A 24,618-nucleotide genomic window follows, 5' to 3' on the forward strand; every position below is an offset into this window, starting at 1 on the left:
GCACGCAGGTGGGGGAGCTAGCGAGCGCTGCCGATGACGTCGACCGCGAAGCCCCCCGACGCCGTCTCGAGACGCGAGTCGTTCGTCCAGAGAGCGCGGCACCCCGCCCGTCGGGCGACGGCGAGATGCAGGGCATCCGCCGTCTGCAGGCCTCGATAGCGGGCACGCAGCAACGCCGCGTCGAGAAAGGCGTCGGGGTCCACCGGCAGCAGTTCGAGAGCATCGAAGGCGCTCCACATGGTCGACTGCGCCTGGGCGTCGGCATCCCGCATCGGTTTCACGAGCGCCTCGAGCATGACCAGGGGGCTCGTCGCGAGCGGCTCGTCGGCGGCTGCGAGTGCGGTGCGCGTGCGCTCGCCGATGTCGTCGTCGCGCTCGACCGCGTAGATGACCAGGCAGCTGTCGACGTAGATCACGCCCCGGCGGCCCGATTCTCGGCGACGATCGCATCGATCTCGTCGACCGGTCGCGCTCGCTCCGCCGTGACGGGGTTCGCTGCCAACCACTCCGCGAAAGCGTTGCGCGTGCGAGACGGGGCGCCCTCGATGGGCACGATCCGCGCCACCGGCACCCCGCGGCGCGCGATCGTGACCTCGATCCCCGACTCGGCGTCGGCGATCAGCTTCGACAGGTTGTTCCGCGCGTCCAGGACGTTGTACATCATGGCGGCATCCTAGCCAGGAAACTGGCTAGGTGTCGTTCTCGGCGAAGACGACATCACCGCAGTGCGAAACGCGACGCGGAAGTTCCGCAGATCACCGGCGTTCTCATCGTCGGTCGAGCATGGTGCATGTCGTGAGGAAGGAGATCAGCCGGGTCCCGTCGTCCGTGCGGAACACCTCGTCCAGCGCGACGTTGAACTCCTCCTGCCGTGCATAGGGGATGTTGATGGGCGCGAAGCCCGACTGGACCAGCGCGCCGGTCATCATGATTCTGGCGGTGCGTTTGTTCCCGTCGAAGTAGAACTGGGACCGGGTTGCCGAGGCGAAGTACACCAGGGCGCGGGCTCTCGGATCGCCGAGTGCGCCGAGCCCGGCCAGCAGGTTCGTGAAGTCCTCCCGTAGCTGCTCCCCGTTCCTCCCGGTCGGATCACCGTCGACGGTCCCGCCGCTGGCGAGCGTGACGGAACCGCCGCCGTGCACGCTACCCTCGCCACGGAAGTTGCCCGACTCGATCGCTTCGTATCTGGCGATCACACCGTGGATGCGGTCACTCATCTCTTTGCGCAGCGAGAAGGAGCCGTCACGCACCGCGCTGATCATCAGGTCCATGCCCTCGCTCAGGGCGAGGATCTGCTCCGCCTCCTCGTGCTTCTTCCCACCGACGGTGACACCATCCAGCAGGGTCTGCACCTGCGGCAGCGTAAAGGTGTTGCCCTCCAGGGCGGCCGCGTTCCAGACGAGCTCGGGCAGCGACTTCTCTAGGCGGAAGAGCGACCGCTGCACCGCAGACGGCTCGACGAGTTCGAAGTTGACCGCACCCGGTCGCCAGGTGATCCGGCCCGTGCGCTGCTCACGGGTGGCGTCGCCGACGAACGGATCACGGATCGAAGCCCCCGCCTGGTGTCGGTCACGGTTCTCCTGCGCACGCGTGGCGAAGTCCGCCGCGGTCATACCCCACTTCTTCGGAGACCGCTCCTGCGTGCTCTCTTCGCTCATCGTTCACCACCCTTCGGTGATCTCGTCGGCCAGCTGGTCGTAGCCCAGTCCGTACAGGTCGATCGCCGCCTGGATCGGCGAGACGATCTGCTGCTCCCAGTCCGGCGGGATCATCATGTCGACCAGGTAAGCCTGCATCGTAGGCGCAACCAGAACACCGGCCGGCTGATACTCGTCAACCTCGCGCATCGTCGCCGACAGCCGCTCGGCCACCGCGTCGGTATCCGTCGACCACGCCACCACGGGACCGGGGTCCGGGGCGTGGCCGAGGTAGGCGCGAGCAGCCGCAACTCCCGAAATTGCCCCGCTCAGCGGACGCAGAGCACTGTTGGCCACCTCGATCGTCTGCTGCTGCGTGAGCCCCGGCTTCGGGGCGAAGAACCTGGCACCCTTCCGGTGCTGCGCGGCCGAGTACCGGCCCGCCAATTCGAGCAGTCGATTCCGGTCGGGGCCGGCGTGACGCTCGAGGCGAGCCATCCATTCGTCGATCTGCTGGACTTCCTCAGGTGACGTCATCCCCCAGCCCTCAAGATCTTCCCGGGTCGGGGTGGCCGGGTCGGCGACTACTCGCGCCGCCACGGCGGCTGCCGGGTCGCTCACGGGCACCAGCTGCACGTCGATGTCGTACCCGGCCGCCAGCGCGAGCTCGCGTAGCGTCTCGATCGTCGGCGCGGACACTCCATCGCGCACCCGGCGCACGGTCATACGAGAGAGCCCGGTCGCACGCGCCGTTGCGGTCGGCGTGCGCCCGAGGAGCTCGATCAGAGACGGAACATCCATGTGCCTAAGGTAACAAGTATGTGTCGTGTGACACAAGGATGTACCAGACCCGACGGACGAGGGCGCGGTGCTTTGCCATGACCCCGCCACGGGCGAGCGAGTCGCAGACCCGGTTGCTTCGTGCGGGATCACGGCCCGACGTACTCCCCGCGCGGTCGCAGGCGCATCGGCGCTTCGGCGTACTCGGCGGCGATGTGCGCGATCCACCCCGCCAGCCGGCCCACGACGAAGATCGAGCTCGCCGCGTCGTCGGGGAGACGGGCTCCGGATGCCAGGGCGGCCAGCGCGAGATCCACGTTGGGCCGCGCGTGCGCACGGGCGGCGACGGTGTCGCTGAGCCGGGTGACGGCATCCATCGTTCGTTCCCCGTCGGGGAGCTGCGCGAGCAGCGGGAAGAGCGCGTCGGCGCGGTCGTCGACGCCGCTGTAGAGGGGATGACCGAAGCCCGGGATGCCGTTGCCGTCCTGCACCGCGTCGGCCAGCGCGCGCTCGGGCTCCCTGCCCCGGCGCACCTGCGTGAGCAGGCGGGAGGTGCGGGTGGCGGCGGCGATGTGCAGGGGCGAGTCGGCGGCTCCCAGAGCTGCGCCGACCGCCGCGTACCCGTCGGCGCGGGCCGAGGCCGCCACCCGCGCGGCGAAGGTCGACACGGCCAGGTCGTGATCGATGAGCAGGATGAGCGCCGCGTTGATCGCGCGGACGGCGGGGCCGTGCTCATGGGGGCGGCGGGGATCATCGCGGTAGCCGGGATCATGGGAGTGACGTTCATGCGGGCGCGACCGACGAACACCCTGTCCACCGGCGTGAATGCTCAGGAGGTTGTCATAAGCGGTTGGCTCGCCTGCACAGGGTGACAGGCGAGCCAACCAGTTTGAATGCGAGTTGGTCGTCAGGGCGTTGGTGCAGCCCGGCGAAGCGACCAGCTCCTGAAAAATGAGCCGACCTGGACGACGTCGTGCTCGACGAGTCCCTCCCGGTAGGTGAAAACCATCTGCCTCAGTTCCTCAGCGACGCGTTCGGCCAACGGCCACCGACGGTTGCAGGCGCTCACTGGGCGGCCGCCCGCTGCGCGCCCATCACCGCGGACTCAGCAAGATTGCTCTTGGGAAGGGCCACGCCGCCGTTGACCGCGTCCACCCACGCGCCGGTGGTGGCGACTGCGGCGAAGTTGGAGTTCAACAGGGCCAGCAGGGTGGTGTGTACGGTTTTCGCGTCCGCAATGCCTGCATCGTTGGCAATGTTGATCGCGCCAGTCGCGTCCGAAAGAACCTCCGCCGCGAGACCGTGCGTTTCCGCCTCGGCCGCGGAGGCAACAATGCAGTTGTTGGTCATGTAACCGACCAGGGTGATGGTGTCCACGTCATGAACCCGGAGCCATTTGAGCAACCCGGTACCAGCAAAGACCGTGCCGTATTTCTTCGTGACGCTCTTCCACTCGGGCGTGACCCTTTCCGCGACCTCGGGGTGCAGCTTGAAGCCGTCCATCGTGGGATTGAAAACCGGGGCATCCTTACCGGCAGTGTGCTGGAATACTGCGATCAGGAGGCCGGCGGCCTTCGCGGCGTCGATGGCGGCGGTGATCTGAGGTAGCGACTCGGCGTGCGGCGGGTACTGGATCTCCAGGGGGCCGGTGAAGTACTCCTGCTGCACATCGACGAGGATCAGCGCGCGATTCGGGGTGGTCATGAGATCTCAACTCCAGGGGTAGGCGGTACATCCAGCATCCGAGCACCGCTCGCCGTGCGCCAGTGGCACGAATGACTGCATACGATGAATTCGGGCCACGGAGGGAGATAGACGCGTGAAGATCGCCATCTATGCGTTCGACGGGGTGACGATGTTTCACCTGTCGACGCCCCAAATTGTCTTCGATGAAGTGCGACGACACCGTCTCGCACAGTGGGAAACGGTTTTGTTCTCCGACCGCGCCGGGTCGGTTCGCACCGCCGAGGGCTACTCCGTAAGCGGGATCAAGGGACTCAAAGCGACGTCGGACGCCGAGATCGTCGTGATTCCCTCGTGGCAACGCGAAGGCAAGGAGTTGGGCCCCGGGCTTCGCCGTGCGATGCGAGCTGCGCATGCGCGGGGCGCTCTCATCGTTGGACTCTGTCTCGGCGCGATCGCAGTCGCCGACACCGGTCTGCTATCCGGCCGAAGAGCGGTTACCCATTGGCGTGCAGTCGACCAGCTTTCCGAGCGCCACCCGGACATCACGGTCGACGCATCCGCTCTCTATCTCGATCTCGGAGACGTCCTCACCTCGGCGGGAACCGCCTCAGGCCTGGACGCGTGCCTTCATCTCGTCCGAGGCCGGCTCGGCGCCGATGCCGCCAACCGCATTGCACGATCGATGGTCATCGCTCCCCACCGTGAGGGCGGACAAGCGCAGTACATTGAACGACCCGTGCCCCAGGCAGACGCAGGCGACCCGATCGCCCAGTCGCAAGAGTGGGCGCTCACCAACCTCAGCGAACAGATCGACGTAGAACGGCTCGCTGCGCAGGCGCACTTGAGCAGACGGTCCTACGTCCGCGCTTTCCGGTCAGCAACCGGAGCAACACCCGCAGCATGGGTGCGTTCGCGCCGACTAGATGAAGCCAGACGACTACTGGAAGCCACGGACCTCACTATCGACCAGATAGCGAACCTCTGTGGCTTCGGGAGCCCGATCACCCTCCGCCAGAACTTTCTCTCCGCCTTCGACTGCACCCCCTCGAGCTACCGTCGCAGATTTGACGCCACAGGCTCTACGGCCATTTCCCCTCTCGGAATGACGGCATCGAACTGACAGCTCAGTCCAAACCGGTCCAGATCTCGACTATTGGGGTAGCTCTCCGGGCTGCGCTTTGGTGGTGGAGACGGTGAACGACCGCGTGGCCCTTGCCGCGGCTGATCAGCCAGCGGTTGACCGGCGTCGTAACCACGAACGCGACAGCAAGAGCGGCGACAAGAGAACCTTAGAACAAGCCGCTCGCGATCCCCGCGCCCATCGCGCCGGGGATGGCGAGCATCGCCGTGTTGTCAATGGGCTCCATGACTGCGATCGAAACGGTGTCAGCGGCGAGGGCAATCCCGACCGCGGCACGCCAGGACAGTCCGGCCCGCAGCAGGCCGCGCATAGTCAACGCGTAGCCGAAGAGAAATGCCAGGGCGATCGAGGTCACGACGTTGCCGGCCTTGTGAAGACCGAGGCTCGTCCCAACACCATGCCAAAGGACTTCACCGACCGCGCATCCCGTCAGGCAATGCACGGTCGCTGCCCCCGCCACGACGTGGCGTTTGGGCTGGTGTGGTCGTTCTGGGTGTGCGCATGCTCGATCATCGGCGCTCCTGCATGCATCAATATACCCCTGGGGGGTATATTGACGTCTCTTCTTTGATTGTCGCGACCCCCATCTCGCCGCAGAACGTCGGCACAAGCTGCAACGCCGCATTCGGTGGATTGCCACGGCAACCACTGGCTACAACTTGATTGAAGCGGTAGTCGCGATCGCTGCAGGCTCTGTCGCTGGCTCTGCCGCGCACGTAGCGTTCGGCTTGGACTGCGCGATCAAGGTTCTCTCGGCGGCGGCCGCAGCTTGGCAGTGCACCCACCGAGACCCCGAACGGTGGGAGGAGGGAACCCTCCGCGTCACCGCGTTCGCGTTCTTTGCTCTCGCCGCCTACGTCACCTTTGCGGACGCCTTCTCCCTTGCCGGCCGGATCGACGCTGAGCGCTCGACACTCGGCATCATCCTCACCACGCTCAGTGTTGTCACTATGCCCTTCGTCTCCCTCGCTGAGCATCGAGCCGGGCGTGAGCTGAGTTCTGCTACAGCCGTGACGGACTCCAAACAGACACTCATCTGCACCTGTGGAGCCTGACCCGGCCACTCCTGCGTAACCTTCGTTTGAGTGCTCCTCGACGATGACCACTCGAAGCACAACGCGCGACCGGAAACAGTCGCCCCCGCGAGACAACGGTGCCGCCCATCGGGCGCTCGAAGCCGTGCGTGATGGTTGAAGCGATGTGACTGATTGCATCACTGTCGTCAGGTGTCCATCGTGTTCTCGACTGTCTTGCCGATCACCGCTGTTCTCGTTCTAGGGGCGGTGCTTCGTCGCTCGACTTTGAAGAGGCCTGACGTGTGGCGCGGGATCGAATGGCTGAGCTATTTCGTGTTCACTCCAGCGCTGTTTGTCTCGTCGATCGGCAAAACGGACCTAGGTTCGCTCGATGCTTTGCTGATGCTTGCAAGCTTGGCTATACCGCTGGTCTCAGCGACAGCTGTCGTCATCGCGTTGCGACGCCCGTTGAGGCTACGCGGGCCGGCGGTGACATCGATCGTGCAAAGAAGCGTCCGCATCAACACGTATATCGGGCTCGCTTTCGCGGCGGCGCCTCACGGGACAGCGGGTGTGGCGTCGTTTGCGATTGCTAGCGCCGTCGTCGTGCCGTTGGTGAACGTCCTGTGCGTGTCCACCCTCGCGCGTTATGGCTACCTTGCGGCGGCGCGGCCGCGGTCGAGACTCGTGCGCGAGCTCGCCTCGAACCCTCTGATCCTGGCGTGCGCGGCCGGAGTCGCCCTGAGCCTGACCGGAACGGGCGTACCGGATGCTGTCGCACCCCTGCTGAATCTCTTCTCCTCCCCGGCTCTGGTTGCGGGGACTCTTGCGGCCGGCGCAGCCATCCGATTCGACGCACGTTGGCGGGACCTGTTGGATATTTCGTTAGCCAGCGCGCTGAAGCTCGTCGCGGTCCCGTGGGCCGCGGCGTCCATCGCGATCGCGATGGGCATCTCGGGGACATCTTTGGTGGCCATCGTGCTCATCTCCGCCGTTCCCACCGCCCCGTCAGCCACTGTCCTCGCAGCCCGAATGGGGGTGATACAAGACTGATGGCCTCCATCACAGCTGTTCAGACGATCTTGTCGGTCATCACCTTGCCGGCAGCACTCGCCCTGCTGGCAGGGTCACCGTGAACGACGTGGTGCCGAGGTGGTGTAATTGTTAAATGCAGTACGACCATGACAACATGACGGGCGTCGCCCTCGCCGCCGACCTCGTCAATGCCGTGACGGGGGTACGACAACCGCTGTCCCGCGTGGCTATGCGGGACGTGCTGCTTTCTCATGAGATTCGGCAACCAGAGCTGGCCGATGACCACATTCACGCTCTCGCGCAGTGGGCCGACCTGCTCCGGGAGGTGTTCGCAGCGTCAGCCACGGAGGACCGCACACGCGCCGCAAACGTGATCCTCACAGGGGGGACGACTCGCGCCTACCTCACGACACACGACGGCTGGAGCCCGCACCTGCACTTCACCGGTGAGGACGAGGACATCGTCGCCCGCGTGATGGCCGTCACCGCCGGTGGTATCGCGATCTTCCTCGTCGAAAGCGGAGGTGAACGATTGGGTGTGTGCGCCCGCGCCGATTGCAACAGGGTCTTCGTCGACACCAGCCGCAATGGGCGCCGGACCTACTGCTCAGCGCGCTGCGGCAACAACGATGCGGTCAGCCGTCACCGGCAGCGTCGGAACTAAATCGTTCATCTCACGCGCGAGAGGTCGGCTGGTTCGGTTCGTAGACGACGCCAGCACAAGAGGCCGGGAGCGCGACCTCCTCTTCCTCGGCAACGGCGGGGGGGACAGTCAGCGCCCATGCGTTCATCGCATCGAGGACAGGCCGGAGTCCTCGCCCCAACTCGGTGAGCTCATACTCGACCCGGGGCGGGATTTCCGGGTATGAGGTCCTGGTGACAATCCCGTACGTCTCGAACCGCCTCAACCTGTCGGTCAGCGTGTGAGCACTGATCCCAGGCAGAGCGTCCCTCAACTGCCCGAAACGGTGAGGACCGTTCAAGAGCTCTCGGACGATCAACGTCGCCCATGGCCCCTCCAGCAAGGACAGGAAGCGAGCGATCCCGCACTCCGGCCAAGTCTGCGCGATGAACCCCATGCCGACTCCTTAGTGCACTTGAAGTAAATAGTGCAGTGTGTGCACTAATAGTCGCATGACAATCATCGTTCATGGTGCAACGGGCGCTCAGGGCGCTCCCCTCCTTTCCTTCCTGCAGGCAGCCGGCCACGACACCACCGCCGCGGTGCGCGACACAACCAAGGCCGGCGGGAAGGCTGTCGCCGTCGACTTCGACCGGTGTGTGCTGAGTGGCGTGTGAGAGCATGAAGTCGCACTTTCGCTTCGGCGCGGACGCCGTCTAGGTGCTCGACTACGCTCGCGACGTTCATTGCGGCGCCGGGCCGAAGCGTGTCATAGCCCTGGCGAAGATGTCCTCATTGAAGTCAGCATGGACGTATCGCTCGGCCACGAGGTGCGCTCGCATCTGTGTCACGATGGCGGACGCGAGTCGGCCTTCCTCTTCGAGGACGTCTAGTAGCGCGGGGGTCGAGAACGTCTGTGATCCAAAGTCAGCGGCCAGGATGTTCAAGGTCCGGTCATCGGACCACAGTGCTTGTGCATCGCTCGCGATAGCTGCTGCCGCGTACCACGTGTCGTCCTTCAGCTGCTCCGCGTAACCGCGGGTGGTCGTCCGTGGCGCTCGTGCCGGACCAACGGCCGCATCAGTTCAACGAGCGCGGATGGGCGGCTGACATCGAGACCCGCCCCCTTCAGTAGGGGAAGTGCCGTCGGCGGCCTTCACGTCGAGCCAGAACGATGGGGAGAGGCGCACGGCCTGTCCCTGCCCCTCCTGGCCGACGACGAGAGCCGCGGCGCCCTGCACGCTCGCGCTGGCCGAGCGGTCCGTGAAGGCACCGCCGCTGGGCGCCGTGTCGAAGGTGAACGACCCGAGCAGGCTCTGCTGGGGGGTCGGGACGGCGGCCCCAGTCTCAGCGGCCGCCACGGGCACGGTGTCGCTCGCAACGAGCGCGGCTGCGGCCAGAGCGCCGATGGTCAGGGGCGTGTGCTCGAGTGTCATCGTCTCGTCATCATCGACAAGAGTCCCTTCGGGTTCGTCTTCGATCCACGCGATCGGGCTGCGTCCGATGTGCTGCGGTGGCAGGCGGGCCGCAGTCCGATTGCGAGTGGTGCTCGGACCGGACCGTCGATCGTTCACGGCAACAAGGCGTCTTCTCTTCCTTGTAATACTTAGTCATACGTCTTACCTTTAACCCGGACTCGCTGAGGAGTCTGGAGAACTCGACGAGGAGTCCGTGTGCCACTGAAGAAGTCCGTCCTGACGACAGCGCTGGTGACAGTGTCCGCGCTGCTCGCCGCGATCCTGACCGCTCCCGCCGCTGCTGCAGCCGACACGGCGACCTACTACGTATCGCCGAGCGGCGACGACTCGTCCTCCGGGACGTCCAGTTCCGCGCCGTTCCGATCCTTGACGAGAGCCCAGGAGGCGGTCCGCTCTGCCTCGGCTGATCGGGACGTGACCGTCGTCGTGGCCGACGGGACGTTCCTCCTCGAGGGTCCCCTGCGCTTCGGTGTCGAGGACGGAGGGCGGAACGGCCACAGCGTGACGTGGCGAGCAGCGCCCGACGCCGCCCCCGTCATCTCCGGTGGACGCGCCGTCGAGGACTGGACCGGTCCTGACGCATCCGGAGTCTGGTCGGCGCCCCTGGAGTCCGACTTCGACTTCCGGCAGCTGTACGTCGACGGACGACAGGCAACGCGTTCTCACGTAGAGCTCGATGCGAACAGGATCACGTGGAACCGGACCGGGTTCTCCGTCGATCCCGCTTACCTCTCCTCGGACATCGGTCGGATCTGGTCCGTTCTGAAGGCGTTGCCGGCGGGCGACCAGCAGCGCGTCGAGCTGCGTAGCCGCGGGTCCTGGACCGACCGCATCGCGCCCGTGTCCTCCCTCGCCGCCTCCTCGGCGGTGATGCAGCAGCCGTCGTGGGACAACAACACCTGGGGCTGGGACACCATCGACAAACCCCTTCCCGACAACAGCCATCGGACTCTCCGCCTGCAGAACGCGCGAGTGCTCGTCGATCAGCCCGGCGAATGGTTCTTCGATCAGACAGCCGGAGCGCTCCATTACAAGCCCGCCGTGGGTGTCGATCCCAACAACGTGGACATCGTCGCTCCTCAGCAGCAGACGCTTCTCAGCGTGAGTGGCGAGAGCTCCGTCAACCCCGTGCGGAATCTCCGCTTCGAAGGCCTCTCGTTCGAGCACTCGAGCGATTTGAGGCCCAATACCGACGAGGGATTCGCCAACCAGCAGAACGGCAGCTTCATTTCCGGCCGGGTCTTCGCCCTCGTCGACCCGGTGACGAAGGACCTTCCCACCTCCGACCAGCGCGTCTTCGTCGGCGCGGAGCAGGCCCCGGTCGTCCGACTCCTCCGTCTCGGTAGCGATGGCGTCCATCGCTACCTCGACGACGGGAGCGCCGTGGCGGCGGCCGACAAGCCCCGGTTGATCGATGTGCGGGACTATCCGAACCTGCCGTTGAACTCCGCCCAGCTGGCGGCGTGGAACGCCGCTCATCCGCAGGCCCCGAAGTCTTCCTGCGCACGCCCCTTCTACCCGAACGAGTGCATTGCGTTCGAATCCTGGCGTGACCTGTTCGAGCAGGCGTCCTCCGCGGTGCAGGTGACCGCGGCGACGAACGTCACCTTTAGTGGGAGCACCTTCGCTCACATCGGCGGCAATGCCCTGGGCATCGGGAACGACTCCGGCGCCACCCTGAGCGGCGTCGGTCTCGCCGCTCAGGACGTCTCCGTGCTCACCAGCACGTTCCGCGACATCGCGGGCACTGCGATCGCGGCCGGAGGAGTCTCGCCCGAGGCGCATCACCCCTCACGGGAGGCGAGCCGCAATGCTCGGCTTATCGTGAGCGACAACCGGATCACAGGCGTCGGCAGAGACTACTTCGACCGGTCCGCGATTCTCGTCACCTACTTCGACGGGGCCGAGGTCGTCCACAACGAGCTGTCAGACGGCGCGTACGACGCAATCGACACGGGCTGGGGTTGGGGGGTTCCGGACGCGGGCGGCAACGCGGTCTACCAGGGACGCGGCGCCTACTTGTTCATGAAGCGGTACGCGGACGACGACCCGACGACGAACCGGAACATCCATGTCGCCCGCAACGCGATGTGGGACTTCAAGAAGGAAGGCGCCGACGGCGGCATCCTCTACAACCTCGGAGCCACGCCGGGGAGCTCCTGGGAGGGCAATCACGTCGTCGGCGCGACAGGTTTCAAGCTCTACTTCGATGAGGGCACCCGGTACATGACGGCCAAGGACAACGTCCTGTCGGCCGGCGGGATCTGGACCTTCGCCAACGGCTTCTCCGAAGGCACGCCCACGCCGGCGAAAGGCCAGCCGAACACCACCCGTGACAACACCGTCGACGGCACCTGGGCTCTCGGCGGTGGGCTCAACCTCGGCCCGTGGTGCTACGACTCCGCCGCCTGCGATCCCGCCGGTGACGGGCGCTACAACAACCGGATCACGACCCGGAGTCAGATCGGCATATCCGAGCTCCCGCTCGCCGCTCAGAAGGTCGTCGCTGCCGCGGGCATCCGCCCCGAGCACCGCCGTCCGGGGGACCGTGTCGGCGAGCCTCGCGGGCTCGACCTCGCTCTGACCCGGGACGCATCCGGCGCTCAGGTGGTCACCGCCACCGTCGCGAATCTCGGAACGGACCCGCTCGGCGCGGTGACCGTCAGGGCGACGGGCTCCAGCGGAGTGACCCTCACGCCACTCGCGCAGGCTCCGGTCTCGCTGGCCCCCGGTGCGACGGGGACCGCCACTTGGAAGGTCTCGGGAGCCGCCGCGATCACGGACGGAACCGTCTCAGTGTCGACGTCCAGTCGCTCCGGGGCCGTCACGACGAGCACGGAAGTGAAGCGCACCCTGCCCGTGGTGCTCGGCGGGCCGGTGGACCCCGCGCTGACCGTCGCCGGATTCGGCACCTACCTCGCCCCACAGGCGGTGAGGAGCGGTGAGTCGATCGCGCTGCAGTCCTCTGGCCGCGACATCGGCATCGCCGGTGACGAGTACACGACCGTGTACTCGCGTGACGGCCTCGCGAACGACGGCACGGTGACGACGCGGCTGGACTCCGTCGAAGGAGCCTTCTACCGCTCCGGTCTCTCCGTGCGCAACGATCTGGGCCGCACGGCCGATGCCGCGGTGCCCGAGAAGTCGACGGGCTACGCCACTCTTGTGGCCGAACCGGGGTGGATCGCCTTCCGCGCCGATCGCAGCGGTGACGGCGTGATCGACACCCAGATCGATCAGGCCGCTGTCCCGGATCGTCCCCTGTGGCTGCGAATCACCCGCACCGGGAACACGCTGAAGGCGTCCTACTCCCTCGACGGAAACGCCTACACGGACCTGCGGAACACGGTCGACCTCACCGGAGCGGACACGGGAAGGCTCGATGCGGGACTCGTCCACTCGAGTGCCGACCGCATCGCGATCGCGGCGACGCAGGCGCTGACGACGTCGACCGCGATATTCTCCGGTCTGCGATTCACAGGAACGGGGACGATGCCCGAAATCACAGCGGCGCCGGAGAAGGCGGGCGTCGCGGGCCGACCCTACTCGGCCACACTGACGGCGACGAACAACGCCCGCTTTGCGATCGTGGACGGGTCGCTCCCGGAGGGACTGACGCTCGCCGCCACCGGTGCGATCACCGGCACGCCGACTCGCGCCGGTGCGTTCACGGCGACCATCGAGGCCCGGACCGACGCAGGCGCCGCGACGACCGCCGTGCGCATCGTCGTCCGCGAATCGGCTCCCGCAGCACCGGAGGTCCGGATCGCGGCGCAGGAGCCCACCGTGCCAGGACTGACGTCGGGATCTGCACGCGTGGAGGTGAGGAACCCCACCGTCGATCCGACGCGCTACTCGGTGGTCGTCACGAACGCCGCGGGCGCGACTGTGCACTCCGCCGACCTCACCGCCGCCGGGGGAGCGACGGCGGCCACTCGGGCGGAACGTCTGGGCGGTGGCGTCTACACGGTCACTGTCCTTGGGGACGACGCTTCGGCCCAGGTCGCGCAGAGCTTCACCATCACGAACGGGGCGTTCACCGGCCTGCCCGCGCCGTGGCGCACGAGCTCGCTCCAAGGCGCGACCGCGAGTTCGATGAGCGTGGAGGGAAGCCAGATCGCCGTCCTCGGGCAGCGCAGCGCGGACATCAGCGGTGAGAACCCCACGAAGACCGATTCGTACAGCACCGTGTACCAGCCCGATGTCCTCGGCGCCGACGACTCCGTCCAGGTGACGGTGACCGGGCAGGAGCGGATCGGCGACTTCACTAAGTCCGGGCTGATTATCCGCGACGACCTCGCAGTCTCGACCTCGGGCTCCAGCGGAGCCTCGAACGGCACGGGCACCTCGAGCGGAGAGGCCGTGTTGGCGCTCACCCCGACGCGCGGAATCCGTTTCACCGTCGAGAACGGGGCGGCCAACTGGTACACGGTCGAGGCGGCGTCCACCACGGCCTGGAACGTCGCCCAGACGATCCCGAGCCCGATCACGCTGAAGCTCAGCCGCGAGGGCGGCACGACTCTGGTCGCGTCCTACTCGCTCGACGGAGGCGCCACCTTCCAGGTGCTCGGTACCCGCACGGACTATTTCGCCGCCGGGCGGGACCGAGCAGTCGACGCCGGTGTCGTGCAGTCGACGAACGCAGGGGTGACCGGTAATGCGGGCAGCGCGTCGTTCCGCGACTTCCTCACGAAGGCGCGCACCGCGGCGCCGGGTCTGACCCTCACTGCGTCCTCACCCGAGACCGACGGATCGCGCAACGGGACGGCGACCGCGACGGTGACGAATCCGACCGACCGCGAGCAGTTCGTCGAGGTCACCGCTTCGCGCACGGCGACCGGCGGCATGGTGTTTCGTTCCGGCGCGACCGTGCCCGCCCGTGGGTCTGCGATCGTCATCGTGCCCCGACTGACGGCAGGGGAGTACACCGTGATGGCGCGGGACTCCGCGACCGGCGCGAGTTCCTCGGGGAAGGTGTCGATCACTGCCAGCAGGGGCGTCTCCCTGCAACCCACCGCCGCGCCCCGCTGCATTGCGGGGACGGTCCAGCTCATCGCGACCGTGCGAAACACCGATGGGGTACCGATCGGCGTAAAGGTGTCGTCCCCGTACGGTGAGAAGGCGACGGCCGCTGTCCAGCCAGGCACAGCGACCACGGCCGCGTTCGCGACGCGGCTTACGGCGATGCCAGCCGGGGTCCTCACCGTCGTGGCGACGGGACCGGCGCGCGCTTCGAGCACGGTGCAGGTGTCGTACGGGGCTGTGAGCTGCCGGTGACGCGCTGACCCTCCGACAGACCGCGATCCCCGGGATCGGTGCCGTGCGCACCGGGCCCGGGGATCACGGCTGTTCCGGCGCGGATCCCCGGGGGACCGCAGGCAGGCGGCTTCTGCGAACGGGAACGCCGAGAAGCTCGATTTCGGCGCTGCGGCGCCGTTATCGCATCGAGCCCCTGCCCCTGCCCGTGGGCGTAGATGAGACGAGGCAACAGGACAAGGAGCGGTGGGGGGCATCATGTCGGACGATGTCCGGGAGGAGTGGTCGGCGGGGCGGGTTCCTCGGTACGGGCTCCTCCGCAGCGAGTGACGGGTCCCGAGCGCCGAGTATGCGGAAGGGCTCCGCGCCGACTCCTGAAAGCCGACGCGGAGCCCTTCCCGGTCGAGACCGCGGGCGGGGATCAGACCTGCTCGGGCACCAGTCGGAGCCCGGCACGCTCGGGGCGGAAGTGCGGCCCGACCGGGTCGGTCCACCCATTGGCGCCCTTGGCCTGCCGGATCGCCGCCTCGTCGATGACCACGCCGGACCCGGGCGCATCGCCGAGGACGATCCCGCCGTCCGCGATCTCCTGGTCGACGGTGATGCCGACGGGCGATCCGAGATCCTGGACCTCGATGCAGAGGTTGTTGGGGATGGCCGCAGCGGCGTGGGCGAGGGGATTGGTGTTGTAGCTCACCGCGCTCATCGGCAGATCGTGGCCGTGCGCGAGTACGGCCACGCGAAGGAAGTGGGTCACTCCCCAGACGCTGCCGGTCTGGACGACGTCGACGGCTCCGGAGTCGAACAGGGAGCGGTACTGGTCGAGCCCGGTCAGATTCTCTCCGGTGGCGACCGAGGCGCGCACCGCCTGCGAGACGGCGGCGAGGCCGGCGGCGTCCCATCGGCGCAAGGGCTCTTCGACCCAGGTCAGGTCGAGCGTCTCCTCGAGCGCGCTGATGTGGCGGACGGCCTGCTTGCGATTCCAGGACTCGTTCGCGTCGAACATGAGTGCAGGAGACGTCGTGTTGGCACGGAAGAGATCGGCGGCGATCTCGAGGCGTCGACGGTCGCTCGCGAGGTCGCGGCCGCCCTTGATCTTCACGGCCGTGAAGCCGCGCTCGACCCAACCGCTGTACAGCTGCGCCAGATCCTCGTCGGCGACCGCGATCTCGAGTCCGGACGCGTAGCCCGGGATGTAGCGATCACGCGCTCCGAGCAGGCGCCAGAGCGGCTCTCCCGCAGCCTTCGCCTTGAGGTCCCAGAGGGCCATGTCGAGCGCGCCGATGCCGCCGAAGGTGGCGCCACTGTGCCCGGACTTGAAGACGAAGGCCAGCATGCGGTCGTAAAGGGCGGTGGTGGCGCGAGGGTCCTCGCCTAGCAGTGCCGGGAACAGTCGGTCGAGGTCGCGGTGCGACCCGAGGCCGATGCCCTCCAGTCCCTCATCGGTCTCGAGGATGACGATCGGAACCTCGGTGGTACCCGCGACGTGACCGTTGACGTCCCCGATCGGCCGCCCCCACCGGTGGACCGTGGTGAGCGTTCGATAGCCCGTGATCTTCATGGATTCCCTGCTCATCATCGAATGGGTGCGGGCGGCCACGTGCCGTCCGGGCATAAACAGCATACATCATACCTAACGAAGAGGTATGACGTTCTCTTACACTGGTGTCATGAGTGAATCCGAAGCCCCCGAAACCCTTCGGGTCCTCTCGAGCGCTTCCCGGACGCCGGCTGCTCGGCTCGGCGTCGCTGTCGTGGAGGGGCTGGTCACGGCGATTGTCTCGGGTGAGCTGCAGCCCGGGGACGTCCTGCCTCCCGAGGGGCCGCTCGCTCAGCAGTTCGGAGTCAGCCGGACCGTCCTCCGTGAGTCGATCAAGCGTGTCGAGGAGAAGGGCCTGGTCGCTGTCGCGCAGGGTCGGGGGACCAGAGTGCAGCCGACGAGCTCGTGGAACATGCTCGATCGGATCGTGCTGAGTGCTCTCATCAGCCGCGACGACTCGCTGGACGTCCTCGACGAGCTGACGATCGTCCGGGCGAGGCTGGAGTCGGCCATGGCCGCTGCCACTGCCGGGCGGCGCACCGACGAGCAGCTCGATCGCATGCGAGCCGCGATCGACCGGATGGCGGAGGTGGTTGACGATCCCGAGGCCTTCGTTCCCGCGGACGTCGCCTTCCACGAACTCGTGATGACGTTCTCGGGCAACCGGCTCGCGGAGAGCATCGCCCGGATCCTTTACGACCGCGCGCGGGAGAGCCGCAGCTTCAACGGGGAGGTCCAGGAGCAGGATCTGCGCCGGACGCTTGGCGAGCACGCCGCGGTCCTGACCGCCATCGAGCAGCAGAACGCCGAGGCGGCCGAGCGTGACATGGAGTTCCTGATCACGGAGGCGTGGCGCCGGCGCCGCCTTCCTCGGGGTGTCGGCGCCTGAGGCGTCACTCGGGCCGGACGCGGAGGCCGCTCATCCCACCGTCGACAGCGAGGACTGTTCCCGTCGTCGATCGGCCGCGCGGGTCACTGAGGAAGACGATCGCGTCGGCGACCTCGTCCGGGGTGACCATGCGTCCCGTCGCCTGACGTGCGTTCAGCGCAGCGCGCTCGGCGATCGGATCGTCGAAGCCCTCCAGCATGCGGTCGACGAACGGAGTGGCCACGGTGCCGGGAGCCACTGCGTTGACGCGGATGCCCTCTCGGACGTGGTCAGCCGCCATCGCCAGCGTCAGCGCCGAGACCGCTCCTTTGGACGCCGAGTAGAGGGATCGCCGCGGCAGCCCCGCACTCGCAGCGATGGAGGAGACGTTCACGATCGAGGCGCAGGACGAGCGACGCAGTAACGGCAGCGCGGCGGCCGACGCTCGAGCCGTGCCCACGACGTTGATGTCGAGCAGTCTCAGCCATTCGTCGTCCGCGGTCTCCTCGACCGTGCCGACCGCGCTGATCCCCGCATTGTTGACGAGGACGTCGAGAGCGCCCCAGAGGCGCTCGAGTTCGGCGAACGCCCGCCTGATGTCCGCAGTCGAGCGGAGATCCGCGATCAGTGCCACGACGCCCTCTGGCATGCCGTCGCCGGTGACGTCGAGGATCGCGACGGTCGCTCCGAGTTCCAGGTATCGCTCCGCCGTGGTCCTGCCGATGCCGGAGGCTCCTCCGGTGATGAGGACCCGAAGGCCGGCGATGCTGTCGCCGTTCATGCCGCGTCCCAGCCGATCATGCTCTGACGGGCCTGGCCGAGCCCGTCGATCGAGAGCTCGACGACGTCTCCCGCTCGGAGGTAGGGAGTGCCCTCGAGCCCCAGCGCGACCCCGGCGGGCGTCCCCGTGTTGATCAGGTCACCGGGGTGCAGGACCATCACCTGGCTGAGCGCCCAGACGATGTGGTCGACGTCGAAGATCATGGTGCTGGTGGAGCCGTTCTGGCGCTCGACGCCGTTGACCGACAGCCGCAGGCCGAGGTTCTGCGGGTCCGGTATCTCGTCGACGGTCGCCACCCACGGACCCAGCGGGTTGAAGGTCTCGCAGCTCTTGCCCTTGTCCCACTGCCCTCCGCGCTCGAGCTGGAACTCGCGCTCGGAGACGTCGTGCGAGAGCACGAACCCCCCGATGCAGGCGCGCGCGTCGGCGGGGGAGTCGAGGTAGCGGGTCGTGCGCCCGATCACCACGCCGAGCTCGACCTCCCAGTCGGTCTTGACGGATCCGCGAGGGATGCGGACCGGATCGAAGGGGCCGCCCAGAGTCGAGGGGTCCTTCATGAAGACGACCGGCTCGGTCGGGATCGCCGCTCCGGTCTCCTCGGCGTGATCCCGGTAGTTCAGCCCGATGCAGACGATCTTCCCGGGACGTGCCACGGGTGCAGCGACGCGGGCGTCGTCGGCGTACAGGAAGTGGTCGAGCTCCGGCAGACCGTCGGCTGCGATGATCCGTGCGATGTCTGCATGCGGTCCCTCGGCCAGGAACGCTCCGGTGATCGCCGGAGTGAACCGCCGGACGTCGAGAGCTCGTCCGCCCTGGAACGCGGCGGGCACGAGCCCGCCATCGGTGCGGAGGTGGGAGTACTTCATAGGGCGTTCCTGTCCTGTGCGGTGGATCGGGGGTCCAGCAGCCCTGCGGCGGTGAGGTCAGACCAGAGGGCCTCGGGGAGCGCCCGTCGGTACCGTGCGATGTTGTCGGCGACCTGCGCCGCCGAGCGCATCCCGAGGGCGACGCTCACCACGGCGCGATGGCGCAGCGGGAAGGCGATGGCGGCGTCCGGCAGGTCGACGCCATGATCGCGGCAGATCACTGCGAGTCGCTCGGCCCGCGCGAGGATCGTGGGAGGAACGACGCCGTAGTCGTACGTGGATCGTGGATCGGGTGTCGGGCGGCTGAGCAGGCCCGAGTTGAAGACACCGACGGCCACGACGGCCACTCCGGCCTCGGCCGCGGGCTCGAGCGCGGTCGCGAGAGCGGACTGCTCGAGGAGCGTGTATCGCCCCGCCAGCATGATCACGTCCGGCAGTCCCGTCGCGCACAGTGCGGCGACCTGATCGGCGGAGTTGGTCCCGACGCCGATCGCCCGGATCGTACCTTCGGAGCGCAACTCTGCGAGTGCCTCGAGCGCCTCCCGGCCGGATGTCGCGGTGTGCATCTCGGGGTCGTGCGCGTAGACGATGTCGACGCGGTCGAGTCCGAGCCGGTCGAGCGACTCGTCCAGCGAGCGACGCACTCCGTCGGCCGTGAAGTCCCAGACCCGGTGCAGGTCGCCGGGGACGGCGAAGCCATCGTCGTCGCAGGCCGTCGGCTCAGGGTTCGGCCGCAGCAGTCGGCCGACCTTGGTCGACAGGACGTACTCGTCGCGCGGTCTGTCCCGCAGGGCCCCGCCGAGGCGGCGCTCTGAGAGCCCGAGACCGTAGTGCGGGGCCGTGTCGAAGGAGCGCACGCCGAGCACCCAGGCCTCGTCCACGGACGCGCGCGCGTCCTCCTCGGAGGTCTCCCGGAGGAGGTTGCCGAGACCGGCCGCTCCGAAGCCGACCTCGCTGAGGCGCACTCCTGTCGAGCCGACGGCACGGGTGGGCAGGGGTGTCATCGAGTTCTCCGATAGGTGTCGAGAGCGGTCCGCTCATCCATCTTCTGCTGCTCGTCGACGCTGAACGACCGGGTGGAACGCACATAGAGGTCCACCCAGTGGCGATAGCCGCCCGAGAGCTCGACCAACGGCCAGTCCGAACCGAACATCAGCCGTCCTGGGCCGAACGCCGTCACCGCGACGTCGAGGATCTCCTCGAGCAAGGGCGGACGGGTCTTCCCTTCGACGGGGACGAGGAGGAGGCCGGACACCTTCGCGACGACGTTCCCCGACGCGGCGAGCTCCTGCAGCACCGAGCTCCAGCGCGTGAACTCCTCCCGACCCTGCGGCGGGTTGCCGACATGGTCGAGCACGAAGCGTGAACCAGGGTGCGCGCGGGCGACCGCGACAGCAACCGGGAGCTGCCACGGACGCAGGACCAGGTCGACGGCCAGCCCGCGCGCCGCCACCGCCTCGAGGCCTGAAGCGACGTCGGCGCGCAGAAGCCACTGCTCGTCGGACTCGGTGTGGGCGAGGTGTCGGACACCTACGAGCGCCTCGGCACCGGGAGCCGCGCCCAGCGCGTCGAGGTCGGCGGAGGTGTCGCCGGCGAGGTCGACCCAGCCCACGACTCCGTGGACCTGCTCGGTGGACGACTCCACCAGCATCGTCAGGGTCTCTCGAACGGAGTGCTCGGTCTGCACAAGCACGAAGCGGTCCACGCCCGCTCCCGTCGTCACGTCCACGGCGTCCCGGACCGTGAAATCGCGGTCGAGGGAATCGAGTGACGCCTCGAGGATCCAGGGCTGCGGGGTCGTCGCGAGGTCCCAGACGTGCAGGTGCGCATCGAGGATCCGCCGGGTCATCGCAGGTGCCAAATCTCGCGGGCTTCCTGCCAGCCGCCCGAGTCCGGATGGGTGGCCCGGAACGCCTTCTGGCACGGGTCGGTCAGCGCCCACCACCTCTGCGTGACCTCGTCCCTTGCGATGCCGGCCATGTCGGCGTCGTGGTCCTCGCCCGTGTACTCGTAGTAGGCGAAGAGAGTGTCTCCCACCAGGAAGATCGAGTAGTTCGTCACATGGTGAGCAGAGAGGGCTGCCTCGACCTCTGGCCAGACCGCGGCGTGCAGGCGGAGGTACTCGTCACGCATCTCGGGTACGAGATCGATGACGAGGCCGTGCCTCTGGATCCGGTCGTCGGAGCCGTTGTTCATTCCTTTGTTCCTCCGGCGGTCATGCCCTCCACGAGGAAGCGCTGTGAGAACAAGAAGATCAGGAGGACCGGCAGGACCGAGAGCAGCGTCGCCAGCGCGAGGGCGGGCAGCTGGATCGAGGTCACTCCGGCCGCGGTGGGGTTGAACGCCGGGACGTTCGAGAGGAGCTCGGTCAGACCGACCTGGATGGGGGCTTTCCTGCCCGGAACCGTGAGGAACGGGAGGAAGTAGTTGTTCCAGTTGGACACGAAGCCGAAGAAGCCGACGAGCGCGACGACCGGAGTCGCCAGCGGCAGAGCGATGCGGCAGAAGACCCCGAGTTCGCTGCAGCCGTCGATCCGCGCTGCGGCGAGGAGATCCCGAGGGATGCTCGTGGAGAAGTAGATGTAGGTCAGGTAGACGCCGAACGGGAAGAACGAGAACGGCAGGATCACGGCCAGCGGCGACCCGATGAGCTTCGCCGCGCTGAGCTCGAGGAAGATCGGGAGTACCAGGGCGGTGTTGGGGATCAGCATCACGACGAGGGTCGTGAACAGGAGAGCCTTGCGCCCGCGGAAATCCCCCAGTGCCATCGCGTAACCGGCGGGGATGCTGATCAGGAGCGTGATGACGAGCGCCGAGAGCGAGTACAGGACCGAATTGCCGAGCCAGGTGAAGACGATGCCGTCCTGGAACGAGGCTAGGGAGTTCCAGTTGTCGATCAGCGCCTGGGGCGAGCCGGGCTGGAAGGGGCCCGTCGTGATCAGGTCACGGGCGGACTTGCCCGAGCCGATGACCAGCCAGACGATTGGGATGAGGAAGAAAAGGACGAAGAAGGCGAGCACAGCCCCGACCGCGATGCGGCCGAGCCAGGCGGCCGGAGTCGTCGACCGGCGTGCACCGGTGTCAATCGCGGTCAAAGAGTCCTCCCTTGATGACGAAGAAGATCGAGAGTCCGAGGGACACGACCAGGAGCAGCACAGCGATCGCCGCGGATCCGTTCGAGTCGAAGAACTTGAACGCGTACTGGTAGGCGAGCTGGTTGAGGGAGTAGTCGGTGGGGACGACGCCTTTCGTGGCCTGCGAGAGGACCTTGGGCTCCACGAAGAGCTGAGTCCCCGCGGCGAGCGACATGATCGCCATGTACGAGATCCACTTCTTCAGCATCGGCAGCTGGATGTGGATCGCGGTCTGCCAAGCGCCCGCACCGTCGATCCGGGAGGCCTCCATCACCTCGGTGGGGATGTTGTTGAGGGCTCCGTACACCACGACGATCCAGCCGCCGGCACCGGACCAGAAGGCGATCACGGCGAAGACAGCGGGCAGATTGGCCGGGGCGACCGTCTGCACCAGGGTCTCGAATCCGAGCAGCTGCAGCAGGCCCGAGACCGGGCTGACCGACGGGTCGAGCACGAAGAGCCACAGCACCACCGAGCTCGCGCCGGCGATCGCGCCGGGCACGTAGTACAGGAAGCGGAGGGATGAGCTGAGCCAGCGCACTCCGATCGCGTGCACGGCGACCGCGAGGAAGACGACGAGCACCAGCAGGGCGACGAGCCAGACCACGAGGAACACCCCGACGTGCGAGACCGCGGGCCAGAAGCGGAAGTCGTCGATCACCCGGACGAAGTTGTCGAGGCCGACGAACCGCCCCTCCTTCGTGACCGAGAGGAACAGGGCGTAGAGCGTGGGGAGGAGCCCGAAGGCGATCGTCAAGAGCGTGTAGCCGCTGATGAAGACGTAGGACATCCGCGTCTGGTTGCGGTTGGCGACGCGCCGATTCGCGGCGCGTCGCTGCGGCGGCTGCCGCCGACCCTGGAGGGGGTCGGCTGCAGCGGCGGCTGCAGCGAGAGCGGTCACGGCTACTTCGCCACCGTGTATCCGTTGACCTGCGCCTCGTTCTCGATCGCGGTCTGCCAGGCGGGCAGGGTATCGACGAGCGAGGCGCCAGCAGCGAGCTCCGGCGTGACCGTCTTGGCCCAGATGGCCGCCTGCGAGAAGCGGGGATAGCCCCAGCCCTCCCAGACCAGACCTGAGGAGGCGCGGACGTCCGCGGCGAAGTCGCCGGCGAAGAATCCACTGGCGGCCTGCTTGTCGAGCCAGGCGTTCCCGGCGGAGGCGTAGGCGGGGTAACCGGGCGAGAGCTCCACCTGGTAGGCGGGGTCGCTTGTGACGAACTCGACGAACGCCTTCGAGGCCTCCAGGTTCTTGGAGTGGCTGGAGACGAACCAGGTGCCGCCGCCCACGTTGCCGGTCACCGGGTCTTCGCCGTCCCACGCGAGCGGGAGGCCCGCTCCGATGGTGCCGGGGGCCGAGGCGAGGTTGTCGGGGTTCTGGAAGATGGCGCCGGAGTACCAGATCGGGCCGGGCATGAGCAGGACCTTACCGGCGTAGGTGCTGACGAAGTCGGACCCGAACACGCTGTCCTGCACGACGGTGCCGTTGTCGATCAGGGTGTCGAGGATCCCGGCCATCTTGACTGCGCGCTCGTCTGTCGTGTCGACCGAGATCTCGTTCACGCCCTCGACCTGGTTCACGGGTGCTTTGGCACCCCAGAAGTAGACCTCGGGAGCCCAGGAGTCGCCGACGGATCCGACGATGTAGCCGGGGTGCTCCGCGGCCACCTTCTCGCCGAGGGCCTCGTACTCCTCCCATGTCGTGGGGAGCTCGTAGCCGAACTCATCGAGCAGGGACTGGTCGTACCAGAGGACGTTCTGCGCGAGGTCGTTGCGGAGGCCGTAGAGCGAGCCGTCCACGGTCAGGGGGTCCAGCGCGCCGGGAGTGAAGCCCGAGAGGAACTTGTCATCGAGGAAACCCTTGTCCAGGACGGCTGCGAAGGGGGTCTCGCCCTGACTCGCCCACGACGCGTCGGTGTTCTGGGTCGAGAAGACTACGTCGGGCCACCCCTCGCCCGCCTGGTCGAACGCGCTCACCTTGGTCTGGAACGATCCTGACCCGTCGGCCCCTCCGTCGTAGGTCTCGACGTTGATCTCGATGTCGGGGTTCGCAGCCTGGAAAGCGGCGGCGGCAGGCTCGCGGGCGGCGTCGACCCAGACGGTGATCGCACTGTCTGGATCCTGCACAGCGGCGACGAAGCCGAACTCCGACCCGCCACCTGCATCCTCCGAGGAGCATCCGGTGAGCAGGAGACCGCAGGCGGCGGCCGTTGCCGTCGCGCTCAGGAGGAGGCGGCGCGGACGCCTGCCTCGGAAGGCGGGGAGCGGAGTGGCCATGACGGGTCCTTTACGTATCGACGACTGTGGCGATGGCTCGGAGCGAGCACAGCCATTAGATCATACATGTGATGTTTGCGGAAGTTACCGAGTGGACAGGTCGAATATTGCCTCAACCGCGTGGATCGTGGCGTGGTCGAGGAGGTGCCGGGTGGCGTTCGTCGAGAGGCTCCAGTGGGCTCTCCGCCGTCGCTCATCCCGAGCGCGGCGACGGGGAGTGGTGGTCCGCGGGCTGCGTCTCCTACTGACGTCGGTCGACGATCGAGCGGCCCGGAGAGGACGAAGGGAGTGGTGCTCCGGGTCTGTAATTGTCCGTGCAGATGGGCGGTCCGGCACGACGAAGCCCCGGGTGCGACCTGGCGGGTCGCGCCCGGGGCTTCCTTCAGCGTTTCAACTGAACGGTCGGAACGGTGAACTCATTCACGTCGTATCGGGGCGGATCATGGGAGGTCGAGAAGACACCGGCATCCGGAGCGGCCGCCAGCCCGGGAAGAGTGACCGCAC

The 24,618-nt window shown here is 67.3% G+C and carries 26 protein-coding genes; 8 read left to right on the forward strand and 18 right to left on the reverse strand.

Annotation, left to right across the window (positions count from 1 at the left end; translation table 11 throughout):
- Positions 1-17 precede the first annotated feature (17 nt).
- From IFU19_RS03050 to IFU19_RS03070, 5 genes are all read right to left on the reverse strand, one after another.
- The gene (locus IFU19_RS03050) at positions 18-416 is read right to left on the reverse strand and encodes a PIN domain-containing protein (protein WP_192012890.1); all 399 of its coding nucleotides are present in this window, start codon (positions 414-416) and stop codon (positions 18-20) included.
- The gene (locus IFU19_RS03055) at positions 413-664 is read right to left on the reverse strand and encodes a type II toxin-antitoxin system Phd/YefM family antitoxin (protein WP_191916592.1); all 252 of its coding nucleotides are present in this window, start codon (positions 662-664) and stop codon (positions 413-415) included. The genes IFU19_RS03050 and IFU19_RS03055 overlap by 4 nt, the downstream gene beginning before the upstream one ends.
- Positions 665-767: 103 nt before the next feature.
- Positions 768-1,658 (reverse strand): hypothetical protein, encoded by an 891-nt coding sequence (locus tag IFU19_RS03060; RefSeq protein ID WP_197978727.1) that lies wholly within the window; start codon positions 1,656-1,658, stop codon positions 768-770.
- A 3-nt stretch (positions 1,659-1,661) separates the two neighbouring features.
- Positions 1,662-2,438, reverse strand: a complete 777-nt coding sequence (locus IFU19_RS03065; RefSeq protein WP_191916591.1) for a helix-turn-helix domain-containing protein — start codon at positions 2,436-2,438, stop codon at positions 1,662-1,664.
- 128 nt (positions 2,439-2,566) lie between these two features.
- Entirely contained in the window at positions 2,567-3,085 is a 519-nt protein-coding gene (locus IFU19_RS03070) for a citrate/2-methylcitrate synthase (RefSeq protein ID WP_342343366.1), read from the reverse strand.
- 9 nt (positions 3,086-3,094) lie between these two features.
- Between IFU19_RS03070 and IFU19_RS16970 the strand changes: the two genes are divergently transcribed.
- On the forward strand, positions 3,095-3,289 hold the full coding sequence (locus IFU19_RS16970; protein ID WP_342343367.1) for a hypothetical protein: 195 nt from the start codon (positions 3,095-3,097) through the stop codon (positions 3,287-3,289).
- 193 nt (positions 3,290-3,482) lie between these two features.
- Here the strand turns inward: IFU19_RS16970 and IFU19_RS03075 are convergent, their stop codons facing one another.
- On the reverse strand, positions 3,483-4,121 hold the full coding sequence (locus IFU19_RS03075; protein ID WP_191916786.1) for an isochorismatase family protein: 639 nt from the start codon (positions 4,119-4,121) through the stop codon (positions 3,483-3,485).
- A gap of 115 nt (positions 4,122-4,236) precedes the next feature.
- Here IFU19_RS03075 and IFU19_RS16975 point away from each other — a divergent pair, with 115 nt between their 5' ends.
- A complete protein-coding gene (locus IFU19_RS16975; RefSeq protein WP_191916787.1) occupies positions 4,237-5,223 on the forward strand; it encodes a helix-turn-helix domain-containing protein in 987 nt (328 codons plus the stop codon).
- A 169-nt stretch (positions 5,224-5,392) separates the two neighbouring features.
- Here IFU19_RS16975 and IFU19_RS03085 read toward each other — a convergent pair whose 3' ends face one another.
- Positions 5,393-5,869 (reverse strand): DUF4396 domain-containing protein, encoded by a 477-nt coding sequence (locus IFU19_RS03085; protein ID WP_244630829.1) that lies wholly within the window; start codon positions 5,867-5,869, stop codon positions 5,393-5,395.
- 103 nt (positions 5,870-5,972) lie between these two features.
- Here IFU19_RS03085 and IFU19_RS03090 point away from each other — a divergent pair, with 103 nt between their 5' ends.
- From IFU19_RS03090 to IFU19_RS03100, 3 genes are all read left to right on the forward strand, one after another.
- On the forward strand, positions 5,973-6,299 hold the full coding sequence (locus IFU19_RS03090; RefSeq protein ID WP_244630827.1) for a hypothetical protein: 327 nt from the start codon (positions 5,973-5,975) through the stop codon (positions 6,297-6,299).
- A 171-nt stretch (positions 6,300-6,470) separates the two neighbouring features.
- Positions 6,471-7,313 carry an AEC family transporter gene (locus tag IFU19_RS03095; RefSeq protein ID WP_197979093.1) on the forward strand — a complete coding sequence of 281 codons (843 nt, stop codon included), beginning with the start codon at positions 6,471-6,473 and terminating at the stop codon, positions 7,311-7,313.
- A gap of 115 nt (positions 7,314-7,428) precedes the next feature.
- Positions 7,429-7,959: a CGNR zinc finger domain-containing protein gene (locus tag IFU19_RS03100; RefSeq protein ID WP_192012892.1), complete on the forward strand. Its 531-nt coding sequence runs from the start codon at positions 7,429-7,431 to the stop codon at positions 7,957-7,959.
- A gap of 10 nt (positions 7,960-7,969) precedes the next feature.
- Here IFU19_RS03100 and IFU19_RS03105 read toward each other — a convergent pair whose 3' ends face one another.
- Positions 7,970-8,374, reverse strand: coding sequence for a winged helix-turn-helix transcriptional regulator (locus tag IFU19_RS03105; RefSeq protein WP_191916789.1), 405 nt, complete (start codon positions 8,372-8,374; stop codon positions 7,970-7,972).
- Positions 8,375-8,429: 55 nt separating this feature from the next.
- Between IFU19_RS03105 and IFU19_RS03110 the strand changes: the two genes are divergently transcribed.
- Complete coding sequence (locus IFU19_RS03110; protein ID WP_191916790.1) at positions 8,430-8,594, forward strand: NmrA family NAD(P)-binding protein; 165 nt, start codon at positions 8,430-8,432, stop codon at positions 8,592-8,594.
- A gap of 408 nt (positions 8,595-9,002) precedes the next feature.
- Here the strand turns inward: IFU19_RS03110 and IFU19_RS03115 are convergent, their stop codons facing one another.
- A complete protein-coding gene (locus tag IFU19_RS03115; protein WP_191916791.1) occupies positions 9,003-9,353 on the reverse strand; it encodes a hypothetical protein in 351 nt (116 codons plus the stop codon).
- A 456-nt stretch (positions 9,354-9,809) separates the two neighbouring features.
- On the opposite strand from IFU19_RS03115, the gene IFU19_RS03120 reads away from it, so the two are divergent.
- The gene (locus IFU19_RS03120; protein WP_192012893.1) at positions 9,810-14,672 is read left to right on the forward strand and encodes a hypothetical protein; all 4,863 of its coding nucleotides are present in this window, start codon (positions 9,810-9,812) and stop codon (positions 14,670-14,672) included.
- Positions 14,673-15,072: 400 nt separating this feature from the next.
- Here the strand turns inward: IFU19_RS03120 and IFU19_RS03125 are convergent, their stop codons facing one another.
- Complete coding sequence (locus IFU19_RS03125; RefSeq protein ID WP_191916793.1) at positions 15,073-16,212, reverse strand: mandelate racemase/muconate lactonizing enzyme family protein; 1,140 nt, start codon at positions 16,210-16,212, stop codon at positions 15,073-15,075.
- A gap of 109 nt (positions 16,213-16,321) precedes the next feature.
- Here IFU19_RS03125 and IFU19_RS03130 point away from each other — a divergent pair, with 109 nt between their 5' ends.
- Entirely contained in the window at positions 16,322-17,080 is a 759-nt protein-coding gene (locus tag IFU19_RS03130; RefSeq protein ID WP_191916794.1) for a FadR/GntR family transcriptional regulator, read from the forward strand.
- A gap of 4 nt (positions 17,081-17,084) precedes the next feature.
- On the opposite strand, the gene IFU19_RS03135 is transcribed toward IFU19_RS03130, so the two are convergent.
- From IFU19_RS03135 to IFU19_RS03170, 8 genes are read right to left on the reverse strand one after another with little or no spacing between them, the layout of a single operon-like run.
- On the reverse strand, positions 17,085-17,840 hold the full coding sequence (locus IFU19_RS03135) for an SDR family NAD(P)-dependent oxidoreductase (protein ID WP_191916795.1): 756 nt from the start codon (positions 17,838-17,840) through the stop codon (positions 17,085-17,087).
- Positions 17,837-18,706 carry a fumarylacetoacetate hydrolase family protein gene (locus IFU19_RS03140; RefSeq protein ID WP_191916796.1) on the reverse strand — a complete coding sequence of 290 codons (870 nt, stop codon included), beginning with the start codon at positions 18,704-18,706 and terminating at the stop codon, positions 17,837-17,839. The genes IFU19_RS03135 and IFU19_RS03140 overlap by 4 nt, the downstream gene beginning before the upstream one ends.
- Entirely contained in the window at positions 18,703-19,710 is a 1,008-nt protein-coding gene (locus IFU19_RS03145; RefSeq protein WP_191916797.1) for an aldo/keto reductase, read from the reverse strand. Before IFU19_RS03145 ends, IFU19_RS03140 begins: the two co-directional genes overlap by 4 nt.
- The gene (locus IFU19_RS03150) at positions 19,707-20,555 is read right to left on the reverse strand and encodes an amidohydrolase family protein (protein WP_192012894.1); all 849 of its coding nucleotides are present in this window, start codon (positions 20,553-20,555) and stop codon (positions 19,707-19,709) included. Before IFU19_RS03150 ends, IFU19_RS03145 begins: the two co-directional genes overlap by 4 nt.
- Positions 20,552-20,902, reverse strand: a complete 351-nt coding sequence (locus IFU19_RS03155; protein ID WP_191916840.1) for an L-rhamnose mutarotase — start codon at positions 20,900-20,902, stop codon at positions 20,552-20,554. Before IFU19_RS03155 ends, IFU19_RS03150 begins: the two co-directional genes overlap by 4 nt.
- Positions 20,899-21,801, reverse strand: coding sequence for a carbohydrate ABC transporter permease (locus IFU19_RS03160; RefSeq protein WP_197979095.1), 903 nt, complete (start codon positions 21,799-21,801; stop codon positions 20,899-20,901). Before IFU19_RS03160 ends, IFU19_RS03155 begins: the two co-directional genes overlap by 4 nt.
- Positions 21,788-22,741, reverse strand: coding sequence for a carbohydrate ABC transporter permease (locus IFU19_RS03165; protein WP_342343368.1), 954 nt, complete (start codon positions 22,739-22,741; stop codon positions 21,788-21,790). Before IFU19_RS03165 ends, IFU19_RS03160 begins: the two co-directional genes overlap by 14 nt.
- 2 nt (positions 22,742-22,743) lie before the next feature.
- Entirely contained in the window at positions 22,744-24,114 is a 1,371-nt protein-coding gene (locus IFU19_RS03170) for an ABC transporter substrate-binding protein (protein ID WP_192012895.1), read from the reverse strand.
- Between the last annotated feature and the right edge of the window lie 504 nt (positions 24,115-24,618).

It is taken from the genome of Microbacterium sp. CFBP 8794 (assembly GCF_014841235.1).
GTDB lineage: Bacteria > Actinomycetota > Actinomycetes > Actinomycetales > Microbacteriaceae > Microbacterium.